This is a genomic window from Lactobacillus taiwanensis, assembly GCF_017894345.1.
Taxonomy (GTDB): domain Bacteria; phylum Bacillota; class Bacilli; order Lactobacillales; family Lactobacillaceae; genus Lactobacillus; species Lactobacillus taiwanensis.
Genome location: NZ_CP059276.1, coordinates 290,344 through 314,156 on the forward strand (window position 1 = coordinate 290,344; position 23,813 = coordinate 314,156).

Below are 23,813 nucleotides of genomic sequence, written 5' to 3' on the forward strand. Positions count from 1 at the left end.
TAATTTTTAATGTTACTATTCTACGCTTTACTTTTTAGCCAATTCTTATATATTTCAACTAGATCTGTATTAATAGGGTCGTTTTCAGCTTCAGGATTACCTTGATTTTTAACCATAATCATTCCTGCTAAAACATTAGGATCATCTGGAAAGGCTGGTCGATTATTAGCAATTACAATATTGGTGGGATAACCATAACCATCATTACGTTTTTCTTTTAAATAACGACGACAGTGTATTTCAAGTTTTGTTCCAGGATTTAATACTCCTAGTCCTTTAAATCCTTTAGTTAAATTGAATAATAAATATTCTGGTAATTTTAAATCTATATTGTTCAGATTCTTACAATTGCGCATGTATACTATAGGGCGATAATAAAATGTTCCATTGTTATCAACACTTTGTTGAATACCGTAGCGACAAAATATTCCAATAATTTTAACATTTTCATAAATTCCTTGCATATTATGTTTTCCTCTTTATCTTTTAGATATATTTTTCATATTATATATACGCAAAGAATACCCAAAATTTTTTATTAATTTTTTGATAATAAAAATGGAGTGAAGATAATATCCTAGACCATAAAAAAGAACGTTAAATTTTACACTCAACGTTCTTTTTATATCATGAATTTTTACAAATTAATCAAGTAAATCGTATTTCAAAGTCATTAATCCGTGACCTTCGTTAACCATGTTACCTAGTAATTCGACAGTATTATTGTAGACTGTATCAGCCATCTTTTGATTTGCTTCATTAAGCTTATCTTGAAGTTCATCACCAGAATATTTCTCGACTTCTTTATCAGTTTCGTGTTGAATCTTATGGCACTGTGCAAGACTCTTTTGTTCAAAGTCAGCTTCTAATTCACCGTAAACGCGGAAATTAGTGTCACCTAATTGGGCAGTTAATTTGTTTAACCAAAAGATCTTGTTTAAATCAAACTTAGGACCAGTTTGGAAACTTGCTGGAGTAGTAGTGATATTAGTGTAGAAAGGAACCATGCTATTAAAAGTATTTGGTCCAAATGCTAACCATTGAACACCAGCAATTTTTTCTGGAACATCATTTCTAATTTGTAAAATATGAGTTTCAAAGTTTCTGTTAATACCAATTGGACGGAAAGTTTTCTTTTGTTCAGCACTACCTTGATCACCGTATGCGTCAAAAGGAGTGTCTTGGTAGTGAGAACTTTCAGCCCACTTAATATCTTCAATACTGATTTTACGGTTTGCATGGCAAATAAATGGTTGATCTTGGTCACTTGGTTCGCCGCCAAAATCAGGGTCAAAGTAATTGTGAATGTACCAAGCTCGAGGATTATTGTAGTGAGCATCTTTGATTGTTGATGAGCCAAAAATATGACGTAAATTGTAGCCTTCGAGATCTGGATTTAAGTGATATTCTTCAATTAAATCTTTAAGATCTTTTGATGAAGCAAAATCATCGTCATCAAAATAAAATTCATCAATGTTTAAACGGTTAGGTGCAATAACATAAGCATTATCTGGAATACGTCTAGCAGCCCAGTGGTGTCCACCAATAGTTTCAAGATACCAAATTTCATTCTTATCAGAAAAGGCCATACCGTTCATTTCGTAAGTACCATACTTTTCAAGTAGATAACCTACACGTTCAACACCTTCATATGCAGAGTGAATGTAAGGAAGGGTCAAGGTAACAAAATCTTCTTCACCTAAGCCGCCTTCTTTAAGCAAGGGATCGATTCCTTGAATACGTGAGTTAGTAGTAATTGTTTCAGTTGCAGTCATAGCGATATTATCTGAATTGATGCCAGCAGCTGCCCAGATTCCATTTTCTCCAGATGCATCAGGAGCGCTGGTGTAGCGAAGTGGATTAGGAAGAAGATCTTCGTCGTCAATCTTTTGATGGCTAATTACGCTTTCGTAGTGCTTAGGTTGATCTTTTGGCATTACCACGTCGAATCTTTCAGGGATAATGGTACGACCGCCATCTTCACTACGAGCGATCATTGTTGAACCATCAATAGTTGCGTCTTTTCCGACTAAGATAGTAGTACATTCGGTTTGTTTCATTAAAAAAGCTCCTTTTCTATTAACGTATTTATTTATATTTTAAAAGATCTTTCTAATATAAAGCAAACCTTGAAGCTAAATTTACAACAAATATAAGGTATAATTTTGGTAAAGCATAAAGTTTCTGAAAGCATGGGAGGAATTAATCGATGAATTATGGAGAGAAAGCACCAGCACTTTGGGATGCAATTAAGAATGAAGAAAAAAGGCAAGAAGATACCATAGAGTTAATTGCATCAGAAAATATTGTTTCCGATGCTGTCAGAGAAGCACAAGGTTCAGTTTTAACTAATAAATATGCAGAAGGATATCCCGGTAAAAGATATTACGGTGGCTGTCAATATATTGATCAAGTAGAACAATTGGCGATTGACTATGCTAAAAAATTATTTAATGCAGAATATGTGAATGTTCAACCACACTCTGGGTCACAAGCTAATATGACTGTTTACAATGCTCTATTAAAACCAGGAGATACAATTTTGGGGATGGGAATGGATGCAGGGGGCCACCTTACCCATGGCTCAAAAGTTAATTTTTCAGGAAAAATTTTTAATTCTGTTAGTTATGACCTAAATCCAGAAACTGAAGAGTTAGATTTTGATAAAATTCATCAGATTGCTTTAGAAAATAAGCCTAAATTAATTATTGCTGGTGCTTCCGCATATAGCAGAATTATTGACTGGCAAAAATTTCGCGATATTGCTGATGAAGTTGGTGCTTATTTAATGGTTGATATGGCCCATATTGCAGGTTTAGTTGCAGTGGGTGCTCATCCAAGTCCACTTCCAGTTGCTGATGTTGTAACTACCACTACCCATAAGACTTTGCGTGGTCCACGTGGAGGGATGATTTTATCTAATAATAAAGAATTAGGTAAAAAAATTGATTCTGCTCTCTTTCCAGGTACACAAGGTGGACCCTTGGAACATGTTATTGCTGCTAAAGCTCAGGCTTTTTATGAAGATTTGCAGCCGGAATTTACCCAATACATTAATCAAGTAATTAAAAATTCGAAAGCCATGGTTGAAGAATTTAAAAATAGCAAAAAGATTCGCGTGATTTCAGGTGGAACTGATAACCACTTGATGATTATTGATATTACCAATACTGGTGTAACGGGAAAAGATGCCCAAAATTTACTGGACTCAGTAAATATTACAACTAACAAAGAGTCTATTCCTGGTGATAAGCGAACCCCATTTATTACTAGTGGATTAAGAATTGGAACACCCGCAATAACTAGCCGAGGCTTTAAGGAATCTGATGCTAAAGAAGTGGCTAAAATAATTATTGAAGTTTTGGATAATCCTGAAGATACAGAAGTATTGGCTCAGGCAAAAGAAAGAGTTAAGGATTTAGTTCAGAAATATCCTATCAAATAAAAGCTATTGACAGAAAAATATAAGCCAATTACAATATAATTAAATTTTTTAAGGAGTAGTTAATTATGAATACACAAGCTAAGTTTATGAAAATTAATCGTTGGCAAGGCCAGTAAATCAGGTTGTTAAGCAAGATGCAACCTGAAAGATTCAGATTGTATCTGTGCTGGCTGTGTATTTATTGTGGTCTGCATGGAGTAACATGCAGACCTTTTTCTTTTTGTGATAAAAAAGTAACAGGAATCTGCATGTGAAAATAGATTCCTGTTTTTTTGGAGAAAAATTATGAAAAGAATGTATGGATTAATTGTAATTTTAGTAGCTTTTCTAACCATAGCTTTTTTTGGAGAAAATAAACAAAAAGAAGAAAATAATAAAATTCCCCGAGTTGGTGTCTTAACTCTTATGCGTCACCCGGCTCTTGATGAGATATATCGCGGCTTTCGAGATGAGCTGAAAGAAGAGGACTACGTAAATGGAAAAAATATCAAAATTGACTATCAAAATGCAAATAATGATCAGAGTAATTTACGTACGATGGCAACAAAGCTAACTGATGAGGAGTCAAGAGTATTAGTTGGAATTACTACTCCAGCTGCCCAAGCATTGGCGAATACAACCAATAAGATTCCAATAGTTTTAGGTGCTGTAACAAGTCCAAAAACTAGTGGGCTAGTAAAAAATGAAAGACATCCCGAAAAAAATATTACTGGTGTATCAGATGCTGCTCCAATTAGGCAACAATTGGATTTAATTAGGGAATTTTTACCTAATTTAAAAACTTTAGGAGTAATTTATACTTCTAGTGATTCTTCTGCAGTTAGCGGCTTTCATGAGATTGAGCGTGAATGTAAAAAGAGAGAAATAAATTTAAAGTCTTTTTCAATTGCAAATAGTAATGACCTTAATCAAGTTTCAGAGCAAATGTTTAGTCAGGTAGATGCCGTCATTGTACCAACTGATAATACAATTGCTGGAGCGATGGAAACATTAGTTAAAAATGGTAATGCTGCTAAAAAGCCAATTTTCCCTGCTGCAGCAACTATGGTAAAACAAGGTGGCCTTGCAACTTATAGTGTTAATCAATATGAGTTAGGAAAAATGACTGGAAAGATGACTATTGAAATTTTAAAGGGTAAAAAAGTTAGTTCTTTACCAGTTGAGAGAGTAAAAAAGGGAGAACCAATTGTTAATTTAAAAGAAGCTAGAAAATTAAATTTGCAAATTCCTGCAAGATTTCTTAAAGATTGTCAGAGAAAAGGAGTTGTATATAAATGAATTTAATTGTATCTGCAATTGGCCAAGGATTACTATGGGCACTTTTAGGATTAGGACTGTATTTAACCTTTAGAATTTTAAATTTTGCTGATATGACAGTAGAAGGTACTTTTCCCCTAGGAGCGGCTGTTGCTGTTGCTAATATTTCACATGGTATGTCGCCTTATTTAGCAACATTATTAGCGTTTGTTGCAGGAATGATAGCTGGATTAGTGACGGGGCTTTTGTATACAAAAGGAAAAATTCCAATTCTACTTGCTGGTATTTTAACAATGACGGCAATTTATTCTATTAATTTAAGAATTATGGGCGGTTCTAATATTTCACTGATTGGTAAGAAGACATTACTCAACAATGAATTTTTAGAAAATTTACCTCAATATTTTAATAGTGTTTTTCTAGGAATTGGAATCGTAGTTGTAATTACTGGGATATTGATTTTCTTTTTAAATACAGATTTTGGTCAAGCGTTTATTGCAACAGGTGATAACCCTAAGATGGCGAAATCATTAGGTATCCATACAGATTTTATGGTAATTATTGGTTTAATGCTTTCAAACGGAATAGTTGCCTTATGTGGAGCATTAATTGCGCAAAATAATGGTTATGCTGATATTAATATGGGAATTGGAACTATTGTTATTGCTCTAGCTTCAATTATCATCGGTGAAGTAGCATTTGGTGAATTAACTTTAAATCAGCGATTAGTGGCTGTAACTTTAGGCAGTATTATTTATCGTTTGATTTTATTAGCAGTATTACAGTTAGGATTTTCTGCTAATGATTTGAATTTAATTTCTTCAATTGTCTTGGCACTTTGCATGATGCTGCCACAACTTGAAAAAGTTACGCATTTAAAAAAGCCGATAAAGAGAGGTGTAAACAAGCATGACTAAATCAACTCTAGAATTAAAAGATGTAAAAACTACTGTTAAAACAGCGGATGGCGAAATTATTCCTATTTTAAAAGGGATTAATTTAAAAATTAAATCTGGTGATTTTATTACAATTATTGGAACTAATGGTGCGGGAAAATCTACATTATTTAACACAATTGCAGGTAGTTTAAAACCAGATAGCGGTCAGATTCTTCATGATGGTCAAGATATTACTAAGATGAGTGAAGAAAAAAGAACTCAGTTTATTGGACGAGTTTTTCAAGATCCTAAAATGGGAACTGCTCCAAGAATGACAGTGGCTGAAAATTTACTATTAGCCACCAATAGAGGGAAAAAAAGATTTTTAAAGATTAGAAAATTGAAAGAAAACATTCCTCATTTTAAAGAAATGGCTAGGGTGATGAATAACGGTTTAGAAAATCGGTTGAATAGCTTTGTCGAAGGCTTATCTGGAGGACAAAGACAAGCATTGAGCTTTCTGATGGCAACTATTGAAAGGCCTGATATTTTGCTCTTAGATGAACATACGGCAGCTCTAGATCCACATACTAGTGAAAATTTATTAGCTGTAACTGATAAGCAGATTAAGGAAAATAAACTGACTGCCTTAATGATTACGCACCATATGGAAGATGCTTTAAAATATGGAAATCGTCTTTTAGTTTTAAAGGATGGGAGAGTTAAGGTTGATATTAATGAGCCAGAAAAAAAGAAATTAAAAGTAAGTGATCTTTATGCTTATTTTGATGATTAATAGAAAACTAGCGCTGCTTGTCGGTTCTAGTTTTTTTGGTTAAAATGATTTCTAACTGTGTTTAGGTATATTTTAAATGTCTAATAAAGGGGGAGTAAGAAAAAATTTGAATAATAAAAGACATAAAATAAGTTTATTTTCAGCAATCATGTTAGCCCTTAATTCATTAATTGGATCAGGGTGGCTTTTTGGCTCTGGTTCAGCAGCTAGAATTGCTGGACCCGCAGCGGTTTTGTCTTGGATAATTGGTGCAATTATTATTATCGCAATTGCTTTAACCTATGTTGAATTAGGAACAATGTTTCCTGAAAGCGGTGGAATGAGTAAGTATGCTCAATACAGTCATGGACCAATGCTGGGCTTTATTGCGGCTTGGGCTAATTGGATTTCATTAGTAACTTTGGTACCAATGGAAGCTGTAGCTGCAGTTCAATATATGAGTTCGTGGCCATGGAAATGGGCTAACTGGACTCATCATTTTATGCAAGATGGAAATATTACTACACCTGGATTATTAATAGTATTTGCATTTATGATTATCTTTACTTTGATTAATTTTTGGTCAATTAAGATCATGACGCATTTCACTAATTTGATCTCTATCTTTAAGGTATTATTGCCTACGTTAACAATTATCATGCTGTTTGCATCTAGTTTTCATCCTGCTAATTTTGGTCATGATGTGCAAACATTTATGCCATATGGTAGTCGTGCAATTTTTGAAGCAGCATCTGGTGCCGGTATTATTATGTCGTATGATGCTTTTCAAACGGTTATTAATATTGGAGGAGAACTAGAAAATCCGCGTAAAAATATTATTCGTGGCGTTTTAATATCAATGTTTATAACGGCAGCAATTTATATTTTGCTTCAGGTAGCTTTTATTGGAGCATTAGATCCTGCAATGATTGCTAAAGATTCATGGCATGGAATTAATTTTGCATCTCCGTTTGCAGACATTGCAATTTTATTAGGGATTAATTGGTTAGTAATCTTACTTTATATGGATGCATTTGTTTCTCCCTTTGGAACAGGTGTAGCTTTTGTAGCAACAGCTTCTAGAGCTTTAGCAGCGATGACGCATACAAAGCACTTACCAGCTTGGCTTAGCAGACTCAACAGACGCTATTTAGTACCTCGTTTTGCAATGGTTACTGATTTAGTTTTGGCAATCATTTTAGTTAGTGTTTTTAGAAACTGGAATTTATTAGCTACAGTTATTACATGTGCAACTTTAATTGCTTATTTAACTGGTCCGGTAACTACAATTACTTTAAGAAAGATTGCCCCAGATTTGGATCGACCATATAAACCTTCATATATGAAATGGTTTGCTCCTTTGACTTTTGTTTTAACGAGCTTAGCGATTTATTGGGCAATGTGGCCAACAACTATTCAAGTTATTTTAGTAATTGTTTTAGGAATCCCAATTTACTTTTATTATGAAGTCAAATACCAAAAGAAGAATTTTAAAACTCAATTTAAACATGCAGCTTGGTTATTAGGTTATTTGATATTCATTTCAATTATGTCTTATTGTGGTAGTGATGGTTTTGGAGGACAAAACTGGATTACCTATCCTTGGGACTTTTTAGTAATTGCGGCTGTATCGTTAATTTTCTATAAACTAGCTATTGATACTAGTTTAGAGAAAATTGATCCGGCTGCAATCAAAGTTAATGAAAAGATTAGGCTTAAAGAAAGCGAAGAATAAAGGGTAAACTATAAATCAGCTTGAATTCTCGTTAGAAAGGTGCTATTCTTAACTAGTCGTAAAATAATCTATGACCTGAAATATTGGTCATGGCAAAGGAGTATTAAACAATGAGAAAAGGGATTCATCCAGATTACCAAGAAGTTGTTTTCATGGACTCAGCAACTGGTGCTAAGTTCGTAGCTGGCTCTACTTTAAAGCCAGAAGAAACAGTTGAATTCGAAGGTAAGACTTATCCATTAGTTCGTGTTGAAATTTCTTCAGATTCTCACCCATTCTACACTGGCAAGCAAAAGTTTGCTCAAGCAGATGGTCGTATCGAAAAATTCAACAAGAAGTACGGTATGTCTTCAAAGAACTAAGAATTCTTGGTATTTTTACCGAAAAGAGCAGCCCACTTTGGACTGCTCTTTTTTTATGCTTAACGTGGTATAATTCTTATTGATATGCATGTGACCTTTTTCTTAGAGATAGAAGTCAGTATAATAGGGATACATGCAATTTTAGGTAGGAGTAATTTATTTATTATGAAAATGCAACTTGCTGAGATCGCTAAAGCATTAAATAGTTCAGTTAATATGGGAGAAGATAAAGTCATTACATCCGTTGTTTTTGACTCAAGAAAAGCGACTCCCAATTCTTTGTTTGTACCGTTAGCAGGTGCAAGAGATGGACATGATTTTGTATCTAATGCAATGGCAAATGGTGCAGAAGCAACTTTATGGAAAAAAGGACATGAAGGTATGCCTACAGATGTGCCGGTTGTTGAAGTTGATGATCCATTAACTGCACTTCAAGCTTTAGCTAAATATTATTTAGGCAAAGTTAATCCAACTGTGGTTGGAATTACCGGATCAAATGGTAAGACCACAACTAAGGATATGATTGCGGCCGTTTTATCTAAGAGATTTAACGTGCATAAGACACAAGCTAATTTTAATAATGAAATTGGTGTTCCCGTAACAATTTTAGAGATGAAACCATCTACTGAAATTTTAGTACTTGAAATGGGAATGGATCGTCCTGGCCAATTACATCACTTAAGTGAATTAGTAAGACCTGATGTTTGTGTGATCACTATGATTGGTGAAGCCCATATTGAATTCTTTGGCACTAGAGATAAGATTGCAGATGCAAAGATGGAAATTACTGATTTCTTAAAAGAAGACGGTAAGTTTATCTACAATGGCGATGAACCTTTATTACAAGAACGTGCAGCTAAGATTAAGCAAGATAAGAGTACTTTTGGCTTTAGAGAAGAAGATACTATTTTTGCGACTACATTTAGATCTTATATGCATCATGCTACGTTTGAAGTAAATGATTCAAAGCAACAATTTAAGATTCCAATGATTGGCAAGCATAATGTTTCAAACGCTCTTGCAGCTATTAGTGTTGGCCGTCATTTTGGTGAAAACGATGAGCAAATTGCTCAAGCATTGGCTAACTTTACTCCAACGGCAAATAGAATGCAGTGGAAAAAAGGTGATGTAGGCGAAGCAATTATGGATGATGTCTACAACTCAAATCCAACTGCTGTTAAGGCTGTTACGACATCATTTGGACAAGTAATGGTTGAAAATGGTGGCCGCAGAATCGCAGTGTTGGGCGACATGTTAGAGCTTGGAGATGAATCCTCAGAACTTCATGCTTCACTTGCTGACGCACTAGATCCAGCAATTATTAACGAATTATATTTATATGGTCCTGAGATGAAGCATTTATACGATGCACTTGTAGATAAGTATGAAGTAGCTAATTTACATTACTATTCACAAGAAGAAATGAATCGTATGATTGATGACTTAAAGAATGATATCAAACCTAATGATATTGTTATGTTAAAGGGATCACATGGAATGCATTTAGAAAAGGTTTTAGACCGCCTAATGTAGGAAGGAATTAGATATTTGAAATTTTCTGAAATGAACTTAAAGCCTGAGATTTTGAAAGCAATTAAACGCTCAGGTTTTGAAGAAGCTACGCCAATCCAAGAAAAGACCATTCCTTTAGTTTTAGAGGGAAAAGATGTAATTGGTCAAGCACAAACTGGTACTGGTAAAACTGCAGCTTTTGGTTTACCAATTTTGCAAAAGTTGGATAAGCAACATGATTCAATTCAAGCAATTATTATTGAACCTACTCGTGAATTGGCTATTCAAACGCAAGAAGAACTTTTTCGTCTAGGTCGTGATGAAAAGGCACGTGTTCAAGTAGTTTATGGCGGTGCAGATATTCGTCGTCAAATTCGTGCTTTAAAACAAACACCTGCAATTTTAGTGGGAACGCCGGGACGTTTACTTGATCACTTAAAACGAGGAACAATTGACATCTCTAAGGTAAAGACAATTGTTTTAGATGAAGCAGATGAAATGCTTGATATGGGCTTTATCCAAGATATTGAGAGTATTTTAAATTATGCTTCTAGCAGACATCAAACGTTGTTATTTTCAGCAACTATGCCAAAACCAATTTTACGAATTGGCGAAAAGTTTATGAATGATCCTGAAATTGTAAAAATTAAAGGAAAAGAATTAACGGCTAACTTAATTGATCAATATTTTGTAAGAGCAAAAGAAAACGAAAAATTTGATATTTTATGTCGATTAATTGATGTTCAAAATCCTGATCTTGCCGTTATTTTTGGCAGAACTAAGAGACGTGTTGATGAATTAACGCGTGGATTACAGGCGCGTGGATACAATGCAGCTGGAATTCATGGCGATCTTTCTCAAGCTAAGAGAATGAGCGTTTTGAAAAGATTTCGTAAGGGTAAATTGGATATATTAGTGGCAACTGATGTAGCTGCTCGTGGTTTGGATATTTCTGGCGTTAGTCATGTTTATAACTATGACATTCCTCAAGATCCAGACTCTTATGTTCACCGGATTGGTAGAACTGGACGTGCTGGTCAAAATGGTATGTCAGTAACTTTTGTTACACCAAATGAAATTGGCTACATGCGTACAATTGAACAATTAACGCACAAAAAGATGATGCCACTTAAACCACCAACTGATGAAGAGGCCTTTAAGGGACAATTAAGTGCAGCGAATAAAAAGGTAGCAGAATTATTAGATAGTGATCTTTCTAAATATACTGAAGGAGCAGCCCAGCTTCTTGATGATTACTCCGCGGTAGATTTGGTTGCAGCTTTATTAAAGGATCTATCTAAAGATGCTGAAAGCGTAAAAGTGAAGATTACACCTGAAAAACCATTACCATTTAAATCAAAACATGGTAATAATAATCATCACTTTAAACGTAATTTTAAGCGTGGCGGAGATAGAAATGAAAGATATCACCGTAAGCCAAATGCTCGTCGTGGTGGTAGAAAACATGACTTCGTTATAAAGAAGAAAGACTGATTTTGTTAAAAAGAGCTGTAGTTGCTACAGCTCTTTTTTGTAATATAATGTATCAATGTGTGAGGTAAAAATAATGATTAGAGGCGTAGGCATTGACTCAGTTGAAGTTGAGCGCATGAAGAAGATAGTTGAAAAAGGTGACAAATTCGCCAAAAGAGTATTAACTCCTAAAGAATTTGCACAGTATCAACAATTAAATGGAAAACGAAAGGTTGAATATCTTGGCGGACGTTTTTCTTTGAAGGAATCTTTTTCTAAAGCAATGGGAACTGGCTTAGGTAAATATGTTGGTTTTCAAGATATTGAAACTTTATGGGATGATTTAGGTCATCCAGTAATGACGTCAACTAAGTTTTCTGGAAATATTTTTCCTAGTATCACACATGATGATCATGAGGTTATAACATTTGTAGTTTTGGAGGAATTAAATTAATGGTTCCAGGAATTCATCGTCCAGCCGTAGTAAAGGTAAATTTGGGCGCAATTAAGAGAAATCTTGAAAATGAAATGGAGCATCTAGAACCCAATCAAAAGATGCTTGCAGTAGTAAAAGCCAATGGCTATGGCCATGGAGCTGTAGAAGTAGCTAAGGTTGCAAATGAAGTAGGTGTAGCGGGATTTTGTGTTGCAATTCTAGATGAAGCGTTAGAGTTAAGACGAGCTGATATTACTAAAACTATTTTGGTTTTGGGTGTTGTTTCTCCAGAATATGTTCCAATTGCTGCAGTAAATGATGTATCATTAACTGTTCCAAATTTGGAGTGGCTTAAAGAGGCTGAAAAATATTTAAAAGATGCAAATTTACGATTGAAAATCCATATAGGCGTTGACTCAGGTATGGGCCGCATTGGATTTAACGAAGATGCAGATTTTATTGCAGCTAATGAATTTTTAAAAGACAATAATAATTTCTTTGTTGAAGGAATGTTTGCTCATTTTGCTTCAGCTGATAGTAGTGACGAGACTTACTTTAAACATCAATGTAAAAAGTTTAATCATATGAAGAGCTTACTTACTGTCAAGCCCAAATGGATTCATATGGATAATACTGCGGCAAGTATTTTTCATAATGGAATCAAGAGTGATTTAGTCCGCTTTGGAATTGGTATTTACGGCTTAAATCCATCTTCGAATCCTGATTCACCTGATTTGAAGTCAAATATTGATTTGGATCCAGCTTTATCTTTTGAAAGTGAATTAACTCACGTTAAAACTATTCATCAAGGTGATGGAGTCGGATATGGATCTACATTTGTTGCGGACGAAGATACAATTATTGGAACTGTACCTGTTGGTTATGCGGATGGATTTATTAGAAAATTCCAAGGCTTTAAAGTAAAGGTAGGAGATACTTACTGTCCAATTGTTGGTCGAATTTGTATGGATCAATTCATGGTTAAAATGCCAAAAGAAATGCCACTTGGAACTAAAGTAGTTATTATTTCTGATAATCCTAATGATCCAAATAACATTAAAGCTGCAGCTGATTATGTTGATACGATTCATTATGAAGTTGCATGTTTGTTAAATGATCGTTTGCCACGTGCATATTATGAAGAATAAAACAAAAGCTCGCTAGCCAATTAGGTTAACGAGCTTTTTAATTAAAAAATGTATCTAGGCTTTTAATTCCCCAGGTTGTTCTGCACTTCGAATTGTGAGACCAGATTGAAGGTCTTCAATTTCAGCAACTACAAATCCCTTCTTTTCAAGACGGTTTACAATTGCTGTCATGGTTTCGCGAGATACGCCAATAGGAAGCGTGAATAAGTTACGGCGAACTAATTCGCCAGTTTTAACATCTAAGGTTAAACAACCAGCAATGTTACTGTACTTAGAAATAATTTTTGTCATTTTAACTAAATTACCACGATCATTGTCGGAAAGAATAGTCAAAACATATGATCCATTCTTAATGTTCCACGCATCAGAAAGCATGTCTAGCAAACGAGAGTGAGTTAAAATTCCGTAAAAATGATTTTCTTCATCCAATACAGCGATGTATGGAAGGTCTTTAATATTAAAGAATACACGGAAAAATGGTGAATTTACTTTGATTGTCTTAGTAGCATTTTTTAATAAGTAAGTTACTGGCAAATTCATATCGCCGCCTTGAGACTTATGACGGTAGATATGCATTTTATAAATGTTACCACGGAAAATAGTTCCTGTATCATCTAAAATAGGAACACAACGAAAGCCAGAATCTTCTAGAACTTTTAATGCTTCGGCAAGAGTGGCTTTTTCATTGACTGTAGTTAAGTAATCTTTTTTATAAACAAGAGATTTGATTAGCATGATTTTCCTCCACACATCTGAATTTTACAAGCCATTATACCATAGTTTTATATAAAAATTAAAGGCTGATTAAACAACTTTAATTTTGAGAAAGAAAAAGCACTCACACAAAGTGAATGCTTTTTCAATAAAATGTTGAAGAATTATTGACGAACTTTTACGCCAGTTTCTTTGAAGGCTTTGTCCATAACTTCCTTTAATTGCTTTGCAGAAGCTTCCATCTTAGCTTGTTCGTCAGCGTTTAATGGCATTTCAATAACTTGTTCCAAACCGTGACGACCAACAACTGCTGGAGTACCAATGTGGATATCGTGTAAGCCGTATTCACCATCCATAGGTACTGAAAGTGGAAGAACTCTGTGTTCGTTGTTCAAGATGGCCTTAGTAATAAATGCTAAAGCAGTACCGATACCGTAGAAAGTAGCACCTTTCTTGTTAATGATATCGTAAGCCATATCAGCAACTTCCTTGTGGATAGCTTCAAGCTTGTTTTCACCAACTTCTGGGTGAGCCTTTACCCAGTCGCTAACTTTTACGCCACCAACATTGTTGTAGCTCCATACTGGGAATTCAGTGTCACCGTGTTCACCAAGCATGTATGCGTTAACTGAACGTGGGTCAACATGTTCCATTTCACCGATAACTTTTTGAAGACGACCAGTATCGAGTGAAGTACCTGAACCGATAACACGATCCTTAGGGAATCCTGACATTCTCCAAGTTGCGTGAGTTAAAATGTCAACTGGGTTAGCAGCTACTAAGAAAATACCATTGAAACCTGATTCAACAATTGGTTCAACGATTGAAGATAAAATCTTTAAGTTCTTGTTAACAAGGTCAAGACGAGTTTCGCCTGGCTTTTGTGGAGCACCAGCAGAAATAACAACTAAGTCAGCATCTTTTGCATCAGAGTATTCTGCAGAGTAAATAGTCTTTGGTGCGATCCAAGGAGTTGCGTCTGCTAAGTCAATAGCATCACCTTGGGTTCTTTCTTTAACGATATCAACGATACCTAATTCTTGTGCAATACCTTGTTGAACTAATGAGAATGCGTAAGTAGAACCTACAGCACCGTCACCAACAAGAATAATCTTATGAATTTTTTCTTCTGACATTTGCTAATACTTCCTTCCATATTAGTGATTTATTTAACAATAAAGATTATAGCATATTCGAAATTAAATTTTAAAAATATAATTTCTACAAAATGAAATTAAAGAAACAATTAATTAATTGTAAGTAAAGCCTGTGCTATAATCTCAAGAGCGAAAAGATATATATTTGAAAAGTAAATAGGTAAAGAGGGTAAAATCAATGAAGTTAATTGCAGGTTTAGGTAATCCCGGTAAAAAATATGATAAAACCAAGCATAATACAGGTTTTATGGCATTGGACCATTATTTAAATAAGAATAATCTGAATTTAGATAAGGATAAGTTTGATGGCTTATGGACAAAGCAAAAGATCAATGGTGAAGATGTAATTTTTCTTGAACCACAGACTTTTATGAATGATTCAGGAAAGTCAATTGCACAAGTAGCCAATTTCTTTAAAATTGCTCCAGAAGATATTTTGGTTATTCATGATGATATGGATATGCCAATTGGAAAGATTAGAATTCGTGCAAATGGAAAATCAGGAGGTCATAATGGAATTAAAAGTATTATGGCTTGTTTAGGAACTAATAATTTTAATCGCTTGAAGATTGGAATTCGTCATCCTCAAAAAGAAAGTGTTGTTTCTTGGGTATTAAGTCCTTTTAATGATGAACAACAGAAGCTAATGAATGCAGCTTTTGAAGTGAGTGAAAATGTCATTAATGATTTCATTAAGGGGAAGAATGCCCAATATTTAATGAATCAGTATAATTAGAATGAATATTACAGAATTACTTAGTAAAGATAAAGAATTAAATACATTTATTGAACAAGCTCCGAAGGAAAAACGTTCGCTTTTAACGGGCGTAAATTCAGGAGCATTTGCTGCTGTTTTAATGCAGATGTTAAAGAAATTGCAGCAGCCTATGATTTTAGTAGAAGATAGTGAAGAAAAAGCACAAACGTTGTTAGATGAACTAGGAAATTTATTACCTGATGATATGGTGTTTAGTTTTCCAGTTGATGCGACAATCGCAACGCAAACGGCGACTGCTTCTCCTGATGAAGTTAGTCAAAGGCTACAAGCATTACAGTTTTTAACTGAAAAAAGAGCTGGAATTGTTGTTGTAACTGCTCAAGCTTTACAATACAAGTTAAGTGATCCACGAGACTTCATTAAGACAAAACAGGTATTTAAGCCAGAAGCTGAATTTGATCTAGATAAATTGACAACTTGGCTAACACATGCTGGATATCGAAGAGAAAGCATTGTAGCCCGGCCTGGAGAATTTGCACGTCGAGGAGATATTCTTGATATTTATCCTTTGGATCAAGAGAATCCTGTTCGTGTTGAATTTTTCGGTGATGAAGTTGACACAGTAAAAGAATTTGATGCAGCCACTCAAAGGAGTTTAGAAGAAAGAGAAAGTATTTCAATTGGACCGGCATTAGATAGAGTATTTTCAGACCATAACCTCCATGAAGCCGCGGAAAAGATCAAGCTAGACATGAAAGAGTCAATTGCTGATGAAGAAAATATAAAAAATCATTTTGTAAAGGCGATTGATTTATTACAAGCCAACAGTCTTCCCGAAAACTATGCATTTTTAATTGACTACTTACTTCCTAAATCATTTAATTTAATCGACTATCTGAATAAAGATGGACTTCTTTTATTTGATGATTGGCAGACAATTAAGAAGAATGTTGCTGATGTTGATGCTCAAAATGAAGCATTTATATCTGAAGAAATAAAATCAGGTGCAATGCTGAACAGTCAAAAATTGCGTCATAATTTTGAACGAGTAATTCAAAGAGCGAAACAGGCACAAGTATTATTCTCGCTTTTTCAAAAGGGAATGGGTCGTTTAAAATTTGAACAAATTCTTAACTTTACTACACGTGAAGTTCAGCAATTTTTTAGTCAAATGCCGTTGATTAAAAGTGAGTTAACACGTTTTGCTAATGAGAAAAGCACGGTTATCTTGCAGGCTGATTCAGAAACGCGTGCGAAACAGATTGCTCAAAATTTAGTTGATTACGGTGTAGATATTCCAATTGTTAAATCAGATCAAATTATAGAAAATAAGTCGCAGATAACTGTAGGCGATTTTGCACATGGATTTGCTATTCCTAGTTTAGATTTGGTTTATTTAACTGAACGTGAACTCTTTAATCAAAGACCACATCATCGAAAGAGAATTAAAACTCTGGAAAATGCTCAGCGTTTGCGAAACTATAATGAACTAAAGCCCGGAGATTACGTTGTTCATGTTAATCATGGTATTGGACGGTTTGAAGGAATAAAAACTTTAGAGTCAGATGGTAAAAAGCGCGATTATATTACTATTACTTATCAACATCATGACCAGTTATTTGTTCCAGCTGATCAATTAGGCCTAGTTCAAAAATATGTAGCTTCTGAAGGAAGAGTTCCACATATCAATAAACTTGGAAGTTCAGAATGGGCGAAAACAAAAAAACGTGTTCAATCAAAAGTTGAAGATATTGCTGATGATTTAATTGAATTATACGCAAAACGTGAGTCAGAAAAAGGATTTGCCTTTAGCCCTGATGATGATTTACAAAAAGAATTTGAAGATGCTTTCCCATATCCAGAAACACCCGACCAACTCCGTTCTATTCGAGAAATTAAGGCTGATATGGAACGACCAAAACCAATGGATCGTTTATTAGTAGGAGATGTTGGTTTTGGTAAAACAGAGGTTGCTCTTCGGGCTGCTTTTAAAGCAATGCGCGATGGAAAGCAGGTAGCTTTCTTAGCTCCAACCACTATTTTGGCCCAGCAGCACTTTGAAAATATGCAGGATCGATTTAAAGATTTTCCAGTAAACTGCGCGCTTTTATCACGTTTCCAAACTCCAGCAGAAGTTAAAGAAATAATTGAAGGCGTGAAAAGTGGAAAAATTGATATGGTAGTTGGTACGCACCGCTTACTATCAAAAGATGTGAAATTTAAAGATCTTGGTTTGCTAATAGTAGATGAGGAACAGCGCTTTGGTGTTAAACACAAGGAGCGACTAAAGGAATTAAAAGCTAATATTGATGTTTTAACTTTGACAGCCACACCAATTCCACGTACTCTTCATATGTCAATGGTTGGGGTAAGAGATCTTTCAGTTATGGAAACCCCGCCAACTAATAGATATCCAATTCAAACTTACGTCATGGAAGAGATGCCAAGTATAGTACGCGAAGCAGTTTTAAGAGAAATGAAACGTAATGGCCAGGTATTTTTCTTGCATAATCGAATTGATGATATTGATAAAGTAGTTAGTCGTTTAGAGGAACTAATTCCAGAAGCTAAAATCGAATACATTCATGGTCGAATGAGTGAAAATCAGATGGAAGATATTATGTATCGCTTTTCAAAGAACGAGTTTGATATCTTAGTTACAACTACTATTATTGAAACTGGGGTTGATATGCCGAATGTCAACACGATGATTGTTGAAGATGCTGACCACTATGGATTGAGTCAGCTTTATCAACTACGTGGGCGAATTGGACGAAGTGCGCGATTAGCATATGCATACTTCTTATATCAGCCTAATAAGGTTTTAACGGAGATTGGTGAAAAAAGACTTAGTGCAATCCGTGATTTCACAGAATTGGGTTCTGGCTTTAAGATTGCAATGAGAGATTTATCAATTCGAGGAGCCGGTAATATGCTTGGGAAACAGCAACATGGCTTTATTGACAGTGTTGGATATGATTTGTATGCTCAGATGCTTGATGATGCAATCAAGAAACGAAAAGGTAAAAAAGTTGCTGTTAAGTCTAACGCAGAAGTTCAATTTAATTTAGAAGCCTATATTCCAGACGAGTATATTTCTGATCAAGAACAGAAAATTGAGTTCTATAAAAAGATTAAAGGCATTAATGATCAAAAAGAAGCAGATAATATTGCGGATGAATTAATTGATCGTTTTGGAGATTATCCACTGCCAGTAGAGAATTTGTTAAATGTATCTACAGTTAAGGCAGATGCCGATTTAGCCCAAGTAATATCTATTACTCAAAAAGCGGATGATAAATTGCAGGTTATTTTTAATAATCGAGCAAGCGAAGAATTAGAAGGGCCAAATATTTTTAAGGCTTTAGAACATGTGTCACTTCGAGCAAGGATTAATATGGATCCGGAAAAGAGACTAAATGTAATGCTTGAGCTTGAGAAGAATATGAGTACAAGACAATTATTTAATGAGTTGCATACATTTTTAGAAGCAGCTAGTGATATTGTTCAAAGATAGGAGAACATAATGAGAATCGATAAATTTTTAAAAGTATCCAGATTAGTTAAAAGACGTACTGTCGCTAAAGAAATGGCCGATCAAGGAAGAGTAAAAGTTAATGATCGCGTGGTAAAGTCTAGCTATGATGTAAAATTAGGCGATGTTATTGAAATCGGATTTGGTACTAAACAAATCAAAGCACGAGTACTTGACTTAAGAGAAACAACCAAGAAGGCGGAAGCAAGCGATTTGTATGAGCTAATTGATTAATGACAATGGAAGAGTAAGGTGTTATATTAATAACAAGTGGTGATATAATTAAGATTTAGAATAATGACGAAAAGGCAGGGACACGTGTATGCAAAGAGGGCCACGACTTTATAATGCCTTAAGCGATGAAGAACGTTTAGCGCGCCTGCGACGCAAAGCCGCTAGGAAAGAAAAAGAAGTTCATCGTGTAAGGAAAAATCGAATTATTGCTTGTTTTGCAATTGCATTTTTAATTTTTGGGCTACAATTAATTATGGTTCATGTCCAGACTGGTCGAATTAATAACCAGATTCAAGCAAATAAGACGGAGTTAAATCAAGTTAACAAAACTAATAAGAAATTAAAAGCGCAGGTTGCTGACTTAAAAGATCCTGACTATGTGGCTAAAGTAATTCGTTATAAGTTTTATTATTCTAAATCTGGTGAATCAATTTATACTCTTCCTGAAAAAGAGGAGGATTATTAGTGAAATTTCCAATTGGATTAAGATTAAACGCTAAAATTAACAATATTACTAAACTTGGCTTTTTTGTTACACTTCCCCACCATCATCACGGTCTGATTTTTTATAAAGACTTTGGTGATAAATGGGAGAGTGCCAAAAATAAATACAATATTGGAGATGAAGTACGGGTGGTTATTATTAATAATCACCAAGGAAAAATTTCATTGTCACTAAGCCAGGTAAATAATCCAGATTTAATTGATCCAACTAATGAATTTAAAGAGAGTAAAGATTTTGCTCCATTAGTAAGTTTAGTAGAAGACGCAAATAAGAAAATAGCAAATTTAAAGAATTCAATTGAGTTGAGTGACCAATAGTGGTCACTTTTTTATTTAAGAATGACAAAATTTACAAATTTTTTTACTGAAAATAAGATTGAAATAAAAAATAAAAAAGTTTTATTGGCAGCAAGTGGCGGCCCAGATTCGGTTGCTTTACTTCATATGTTGGTTAATTTTTTGCCTGATCCTTCGGAACAATTAATTGTTGCTCATTTAGATCATTGTTTAAGAAGTGACAGTTATTTAGAAAGTGAATTGCTAAATAAATTAGCAGTGACTTTTGATATAAAATTGGTAGAGAAAAAATGGCCAAATGAGTTACATCCTCAAACAGGTATTGAAGCGAAAGCTCGAGAATATCGATATACATTTTTGAAGGATGTTGGTAAAAAATATCAAATTGATTATTTGATGACGGCTCACCATGGTGATGATTTAATTGAAAATATTTTATTAAAGTTTATTCGCTCGGGAGATGCAGCTGAAATGAATAGTCTTCAAATTGTTGGAAGACTCGGCTCAATGCAGTTGCTAAGACCTTTGATTAAATATTCAAAAGCTGAACTTTTAAATTATGATAAGCAAAACAATTTAAGTTTTATCGAGGATGAAACTAATTTTGAAGATGATACTTTAAGAAATAGGCTTAGACATCATGTTGTTCCTTTGTTAAAGCAAGAAACAGACCATTTAGTTGATAATGCATATCGTTTCAGCAAGGAAATGGATTTGTTGTCCGACTGTCAAAATAGTTTGTTTGAAAGTATTATGATGCCGGTTGATTTTAAAAATTGGTTACGAGGTCAAATAAAAGACTTGAAAAAACTAAGTGACAATCAATTGCCAGCTTTCTTTGATTATCTAATTTATAAAAAGTGGCATCGGCATGTTCACTTTACTGAAATTTCTTTAAATCAGAGTGCAACTTATAATAAAGATGGTTTTCAGCTGATTTTTTATCAAAATTATTATTATGTAATCAATAAGAGTAAATTACCAGCGATTAATCATAATCGAAAATTAATAAAGTTAGACGAAGAATTCTGTATAAACGGAAAAAAATATTTAATTTCACTCTATAAAAAATCACAAAAGCAAGTTGGCTATTTTTATGGAAAAAAGATGGGGATCTTAGAAGCTGGAAATTTATTACAAGGTAGTAAGTTAAAATTAGCTAATGGAAAGCAAACAAAAGCTAAGAAAAAGTTTGCGGAAAATGGTATTCCTCTGATATTGCGTCCATATTGCTTAACTATTTGGCAAGATAAAGAGCCAGTTTATATTGAAAATGTTTATCGAAATCAAGAATATAATTCAGATTTTGCCCGCTATAATGTATATATTTATTCTTAAGTTTATGCAAAGTCCTATGGTAAAAGTGGATTTTGTGGTAAAATCGTTGGAGTAATTCCAAGAAGTGTCGCGGAGGTTTATAGATGAAAAATAGAAGAAATAGACTGCTTTCTAACGGTCTTTTCTATATCATAGTATTCGTGATCCTCTTGGCTGGAATCAATTGGGCCATGGGTGGCTCAGGTAGTAATGGTTCCACAGAAAATATCCGTTATTCTCAATTAGTAAAGGATTTAAAGGCGGGTAAAGTCAAGAGTATCAATATACAACCATCTAATGGTGTATATACGGTTACTGGATCTTATAAGAAAGCTCAAAAGTCAAATAATCAAAATAATACTGGATTTGGACTAATTCCAAGTTCACAAAGTAGTAATGAAGTAACCCGATTCAGTACTACGATGCTTCAAAATGACTCAATGGTTAAGACAGTTTCAGATCTTGCCCAAAAGAGTGGGGCATCTATTTCTGGACAAGGTGAATCTCAATCTGGAACTTGGATCTCTACGATTGTAATGCTTGTTCCAACTTTGATTTTCATTGTCATGCTTTGGATGATGATGAATCAGGGTGGACAAGGTCGTGGCGGCGGCATGATGAACTTTGGTAAGTCTCATGTTAAACCACAAGATCCAAGCAAGAACAAAGTTAGATTTTCAGATGTAGCTGGTGAAGAAGAAGAAAAGCAAGAACTAGTTGAAATTGTTGAATTTTTAAAGAATCCATCAAAATATACTAAACTAGGTGCTAGAATTCCGGCTGGTGTGCTCCTTGAGGGCCCTCCTGGTACTGGTAAGACATTGCTTGCACGTGCAGTTGCTGGAGAAGCTGGCGTACCATTCTATTCAATCTCTGGTTCAGACTTTGTAGAAATGTTTGTTGGTGTCGGTGCTTCTCGTGTACGTGACTTATTTGAAACAGCTAAGAAGAATGCTCCAAGTATCATTTTCATCGATGAAATTGATGCTGTTGGACGTAAGCGTGGCAACGGTGTTAGCGGTGGCCACGATGAAAGAGAACAAACTTTGAACCAATTGTTGGTTGAAATGGACGGTTTCGAAGGTGATGAAGGTGTCATTGTTATGGCAGCTACTAACCGTTCTGATGTTCTTGATCCTGCACTTCTTCGTCCTGGACGTTTTGACCGTAAAGTTTTAGTTGGTCGTCCAGATGTTAAGGGTCGTGAGGCTATTTTAAAGGTTCATGCTAAGAATAAGCCTTTAGCCTCAGACGTTGACTTAAAGGAAGTGGCACGTCAAACTCCGGGCTTTGTTGGTGCTGATCTTGAAAATGTTTTAAACGAAGCTGCTTTAGTTGCTGCTCGTCGTAATAAGACTGAAATTACTGCATCTGATATTGATGAAGCTGAAGACAGAGTTATTGCCGGACCTGCTAAGAAAGACACTGTTATTTCTCCAGAAGAAAGAAAACGTGTTGCCTACCATGAAGCAGGGCACGCAATTGTTGGATTAGTCCTTAGTGATTCTAGAACTGTTCGTAAAGTTACTATTGTACCTAGAGGTCGTGCTGGCGGATACAACATTATGCTTCCAAAGGAAGATGAAAATATCATCACTAAGAAGCAATTAATGGAACAAGTTGCCGGTTTAATGGGTGGTCGTGCAGGTGAAGAAGTAGTTGTTGGTGATAAATCAACTGGTGCTTCAAATGACTTTGAACAAGCTACTAACATTGCTCGTGGGATGGTTACTCAATATGGTATGACTGATGTTGGTATGACTGAACTTGAATCTCCAAGTATGCAATCACCATACGGCACTAAACCATATAGTGAAGCCACAGCTGCTAAGATTGACGAAGCAGTTAAGGAAATTCTTGATGAAGGTCACAAACAAGCTATTGATATCATTAAGAGTCACCGGGAGACGCATAAGATTATTGCAGAAGCACTTCTTAAGTATGAAACTTTGAACGAAAAACAAATTCTTTCATTATTCAAGACTGGTAAGATGCCTGAAAATGATGAAAATGAATTTCCAAGTGAATCTAAGGCTTCAACTTATGAAGAAGCTAAGGCTGCAATGGAAAAGAAGGATCAACAAAGAGAAGAAACTGAAAACAAGGATGATAAAGAAGATATTCATCCACTTCCTGATGATCATAAGAATATTGACGATATTCCACTTAATCCACCATCTGAACATAAAGATTCTGATAAAGATAATTCAGATGGAGACAAGGATAAGTAAGGATTTATTGCAAGAGTAATGTTTATATACTCCTTTCTAATACTGAAATTACAGATTTTAGAAAGGAGTTTTTTGGTATTAAGTA

Annotated in this window: 21 protein-coding genes; 17 read left to right on the forward strand and 4 right to left on the reverse strand. The window is 34.7% G+C overall.

Annotation, left to right across the window (positions count from 1 at the left end):
* Positions 1–20: 20 nt before the first annotated feature.
* Both H1A07_RS01390 and H1A07_RS01395 read right to left on the reverse strand, forming a co-directional pair.
* Positions 21–464, reverse strand: a complete 444-nt coding sequence (locus H1A07_RS01390; protein ID WP_057718018.1) for a hypothetical protein — start codon at positions 462–464, stop codon at positions 21–23.
* 180 nt (positions 465–644) lie between these two features.
* Positions 645–2,060, reverse strand: a complete 1,416-nt coding sequence (locus H1A07_RS01395) for a C69 family dipeptidase (RefSeq protein WP_094503313.1) — start codon at positions 2,058–2,060, stop codon at positions 645–647.
* Between the two features lie 149 nt (positions 2,061–2,209).
* On the opposite strand from H1A07_RS01395, the gene glyA reads away from it, so the two are divergent.
* The 10 genes from glyA (at position 2,210) to alr (ending at position 13,021) form a co-directional block, all read left to right on the forward strand.
* On the forward strand, positions 2,210–3,445 hold the full coding sequence (gene glyA, locus H1A07_RS01400) for a serine hydroxymethyltransferase (protein ID WP_210145163.1): 1,236 nt from the start codon (positions 2,210–2,212) through the stop codon (positions 3,443–3,445).
* Between the two features lie 285 nt (positions 3,446–3,730).
* Positions 3,731–4,723: a tryptophan ABC transporter substrate-binding protein gene (gene trpX / locus H1A07_RS01405; RefSeq protein ID WP_210145164.1), complete on the forward strand. Its 993-nt coding sequence runs from the start codon at positions 3,731–3,733 to the stop codon at positions 4,721–4,723.
* Complete coding sequence (locus H1A07_RS01410; protein ID WP_057718014.1) at positions 4,720–5,619, forward strand: ABC transporter permease; 900 nt, start codon at positions 4,720–4,722, stop codon at positions 5,617–5,619. Before trpX ends, H1A07_RS01410 begins: the two co-directional genes overlap by 4 nt.
* Positions 5,612–6,376: an ABC transporter ATP-binding protein gene (locus H1A07_RS01415; RefSeq protein ID WP_057718013.1), complete on the forward strand. Its 765-nt coding sequence runs from the start codon at positions 5,612–5,614 to the stop codon at positions 6,374–6,376. Before H1A07_RS01410 ends, H1A07_RS01415 begins: the two co-directional genes overlap by 8 nt.
* 148 nt (positions 6,377–6,524) lie before the next feature.
* Complete coding sequence (locus H1A07_RS01420; protein WP_420889510.1) at positions 6,525–8,090, forward strand: APC family permease; 1,566 nt, start codon at positions 6,525–6,527, stop codon at positions 8,088–8,090.
* A 110-nt stretch (positions 8,091–8,200) separates the two neighbouring features.
* Entirely contained in the window at positions 8,201–8,452 is a 252-nt protein-coding gene (locus tag H1A07_RS01425) for a type B 50S ribosomal protein L31 (RefSeq protein ID WP_004895935.1), read from the forward strand.
* Between the two features lie 165 nt (positions 8,453–8,617).
* Positions 8,618–9,985, forward strand: coding sequence for a UDP-N-acetylmuramoyl-tripeptide--D-alanyl-D-alanine ligase (locus tag H1A07_RS01430; RefSeq protein WP_094503309.1), 1,368 nt, complete (start codon positions 8,618–8,620; stop codon positions 9,983–9,985).
* Positions 9,986–10,000: 15 nt separating this feature from the next.
* Positions 10,001–11,458, forward strand: a complete 1,458-nt coding sequence (cshA, locus tag H1A07_RS01435; protein WP_057718010.1) for a degradosome RNA helicase CshA — start codon at positions 10,001–10,003, stop codon at positions 11,456–11,458.
* A gap of 73 nt (positions 11,459–11,531) precedes the next feature.
* Complete coding sequence (gene acpS, locus H1A07_RS01440) at positions 11,532–11,891, forward strand: holo-ACP synthase (protein WP_057718009.1); 360 nt, start codon at positions 11,532–11,534, stop codon at positions 11,889–11,891.
* On the forward strand, positions 11,891–13,021 hold the full coding sequence (gene alr, locus H1A07_RS01445) for an alanine racemase (protein ID WP_210145166.1): 1,131 nt from the start codon (positions 11,891–11,893) through the stop codon (positions 13,019–13,021). The genes acpS and alr overlap by 1 nt, the downstream gene beginning before the upstream one ends.
* A gap of 54 nt (positions 13,022–13,075) precedes the next feature.
* Here alr and cbpA read toward each other — a convergent pair whose 3' ends face one another.
* Positions 13,076–13,756, reverse strand: coding sequence for a cyclic di-AMP binding protein CbpA (gene cbpA, locus H1A07_RS01450; protein WP_057718007.1), 681 nt, complete (start codon positions 13,754–13,756; stop codon positions 13,076–13,078).
* Between the two features lie 143 nt (positions 13,757–13,899).
* On the reverse strand, positions 13,900–14,871 hold the full coding sequence (locus H1A07_RS01455; protein ID WP_004898900.1) for an L-lactate dehydrogenase: 972 nt from the start codon (positions 14,869–14,871) through the stop codon (positions 13,900–13,902).
* Between the two features lie 199 nt (positions 14,872–15,070).
* On the opposite strand from H1A07_RS01455, the gene pth reads away from it, so the two are divergent.
* From pth to ftsH, 7 genes are all read left to right on the forward strand, one after another.
* Positions 15,071–15,628, forward strand: coding sequence for an aminoacyl-tRNA hydrolase (pth, locus tag H1A07_RS01460; protein WP_057718006.1), 558 nt, complete (start codon positions 15,071–15,073; stop codon positions 15,626–15,628).
* Position 15,629: 1 nt separating this feature from the next.
* Entirely contained in the window at positions 15,630–19,127 is a 3,498-nt protein-coding gene (gene mfd, locus H1A07_RS01465) for a transcription-repair coupling factor (protein ID WP_210145167.1), read from the forward strand.
* Between the two features lie 9 nt (positions 19,128–19,136).
* Positions 19,137–19,379 (forward strand): RNA-binding S4 domain-containing protein, encoded by a 243-nt coding sequence (locus H1A07_RS01470; protein ID WP_057718004.1) that lies wholly within the window; start codon positions 19,137–19,139, stop codon positions 19,377–19,379.
* A gap of 88 nt (positions 19,380–19,467) precedes the next feature.
* Complete coding sequence (locus tag H1A07_RS01475) at positions 19,468–19,845, forward strand: FtsB family cell division protein (protein ID WP_057718003.1); 378 nt, start codon at positions 19,468–19,470, stop codon at positions 19,843–19,845.
* A complete protein-coding gene (locus tag H1A07_RS01480; protein WP_094496101.1) occupies positions 19,845–20,201 on the forward strand; it encodes a S1 RNA-binding domain-containing protein in 357 nt (118 codons plus the stop codon). Before H1A07_RS01475 ends, H1A07_RS01480 begins: the two co-directional genes overlap by 1 nt.
* Before the next feature lie 21 nt (positions 20,202–20,222).
* The gene (tilS, locus tag H1A07_RS01485; RefSeq protein ID WP_094498955.1) at positions 20,223–21,518 is read left to right on the forward strand and encodes a tRNA lysidine(34) synthetase TilS; all 1,296 of its coding nucleotides are present in this window, start codon (positions 20,223–20,225) and stop codon (positions 21,516–21,518) included.
* An 83-nt stretch (positions 21,519–21,601) separates the two neighbouring features.
* Positions 21,602–23,728 (forward strand): ATP-dependent zinc metalloprotease FtsH, encoded by a 2,127-nt coding sequence (ftsH, locus tag H1A07_RS01490; RefSeq protein WP_210145168.1) that lies wholly within the window; start codon positions 21,602–21,604, stop codon positions 23,726–23,728.
* Positions 23,729–23,813: the final 85 nt, after the last annotated feature.

What these genes read in the sequence shown, in the direction of transcription:
- H1A07_RS01455 (WP_004898900.1), bottom strand. Translation starts at nt 14,871, where the DNA reads ATGTCAGAAGAAAAAATTCATAAGATTATTCTTGTTGGTGACGGTGCT.
- H1A07_RS01430 (WP_094503309.1), top strand. Translation starts at nt 8,618, where the DNA reads ATGAAAATGCAACTTGCTGAGATCGCTAAAGCATTAAATAGTTCAGTT.
- H1A07_RS01420 (WP_420889510.1), top strand. Translation starts at nt 6,525, where the DNA reads ATGTTAGCCCTTAATTCATTAATTGGATCAGGGTGGCTTTTTGGCTCT.
- trpX (WP_210145164.1), top strand. Translation starts at nt 3,731, where the DNA reads ATGAAAAGAATGTATGGATTAATTGTAATTTTAGTAGCTTTTCTAACC.
- H1A07_RS01390 (WP_057718018.1), bottom strand. Translation starts at nt 464, where the DNA reads ATGCAAGGAATTTATGAAAATGTTAAAATTATTGGAATATTTTGTCGC.
- H1A07_RS01425 (WP_004895935.1), top strand. Translation starts at nt 8,201, where the DNA reads ATGAGAAAAGGGATTCATCCAGATTACCAAGAAGTTGTTTTCATGGAC.
- H1A07_RS01395 (WP_094503313.1), bottom strand. Translation starts at nt 2,060, where the DNA reads ATGAAACAAACCGAATGTACTACTATCTTAGTCGGAAAAGACGCAACT.
- cbpA (WP_057718007.1), bottom strand. Translation starts at nt 13,756, where the DNA reads ATGCTAATCAAATCTCTTGTTTATAAAAAAGATTACTTAACTACAGTC.
- H1A07_RS01415 (WP_057718013.1), top strand. Translation starts at nt 5,612, where the DNA reads ATGACTAAATCAACTCTAGAATTAAAAGATGTAAAAACTACTGTTAAA.
- H1A07_RS01475 (WP_057718003.1), top strand. Translation starts at nt 19,468, where the DNA reads ATGCAAAGAGGGCCACGACTTTATAATGCCTTAAGCGATGAAGAACGT.
- H1A07_RS01410 (WP_057718014.1), top strand. Translation starts at nt 4,720, where the DNA reads ATGAATTTAATTGTATCTGCAATTGGCCAAGGATTACTATGGGCACTT.
- glyA (WP_210145163.1), top strand. Translation starts at nt 2,210, where the DNA reads ATGAATTATGGAGAGAAAGCACCAGCACTTTGGGATGCAATTAAGAAT.
- ftsH (WP_210145168.1), top strand. Translation starts at nt 21,602, where the DNA reads ATGAAAAATAGAAGAAATAGACTGCTTTCTAACGGTCTTTTCTATATC.
- tilS (WP_094498955.1), top strand. Translation starts at nt 20,223, where the DNA reads ATGACAAAATTTACAAATTTTTTTACTGAAAATAAGATTGAAATAAAA.
- pth (WP_057718006.1), top strand. Translation starts at nt 15,071, where the DNA reads ATGAAGTTAATTGCAGGTTTAGGTAATCCCGGTAAAAAATATGATAAA.
- acpS (WP_057718009.1), top strand. Translation starts at nt 11,532, where the DNA reads ATGATTAGAGGCGTAGGCATTGACTCAGTTGAAGTTGAGCGCATGAAG.
- alr (WP_210145166.1), top strand. Translation starts at nt 11,891, where the DNA reads ATGGTTCCAGGAATTCATCGTCCAGCCGTAGTAAAGGTAAATTTGGGC.
- mfd (WP_210145167.1), top strand. Translation starts at nt 15,630, where the DNA reads ATGAATATTACAGAATTACTTAGTAAAGATAAAGAATTAAATACATTT.
- H1A07_RS01470 (WP_057718004.1), top strand. Translation starts at nt 19,137, where the DNA reads ATGAGAATCGATAAATTTTTAAAAGTATCCAGATTAGTTAAAAGACGT.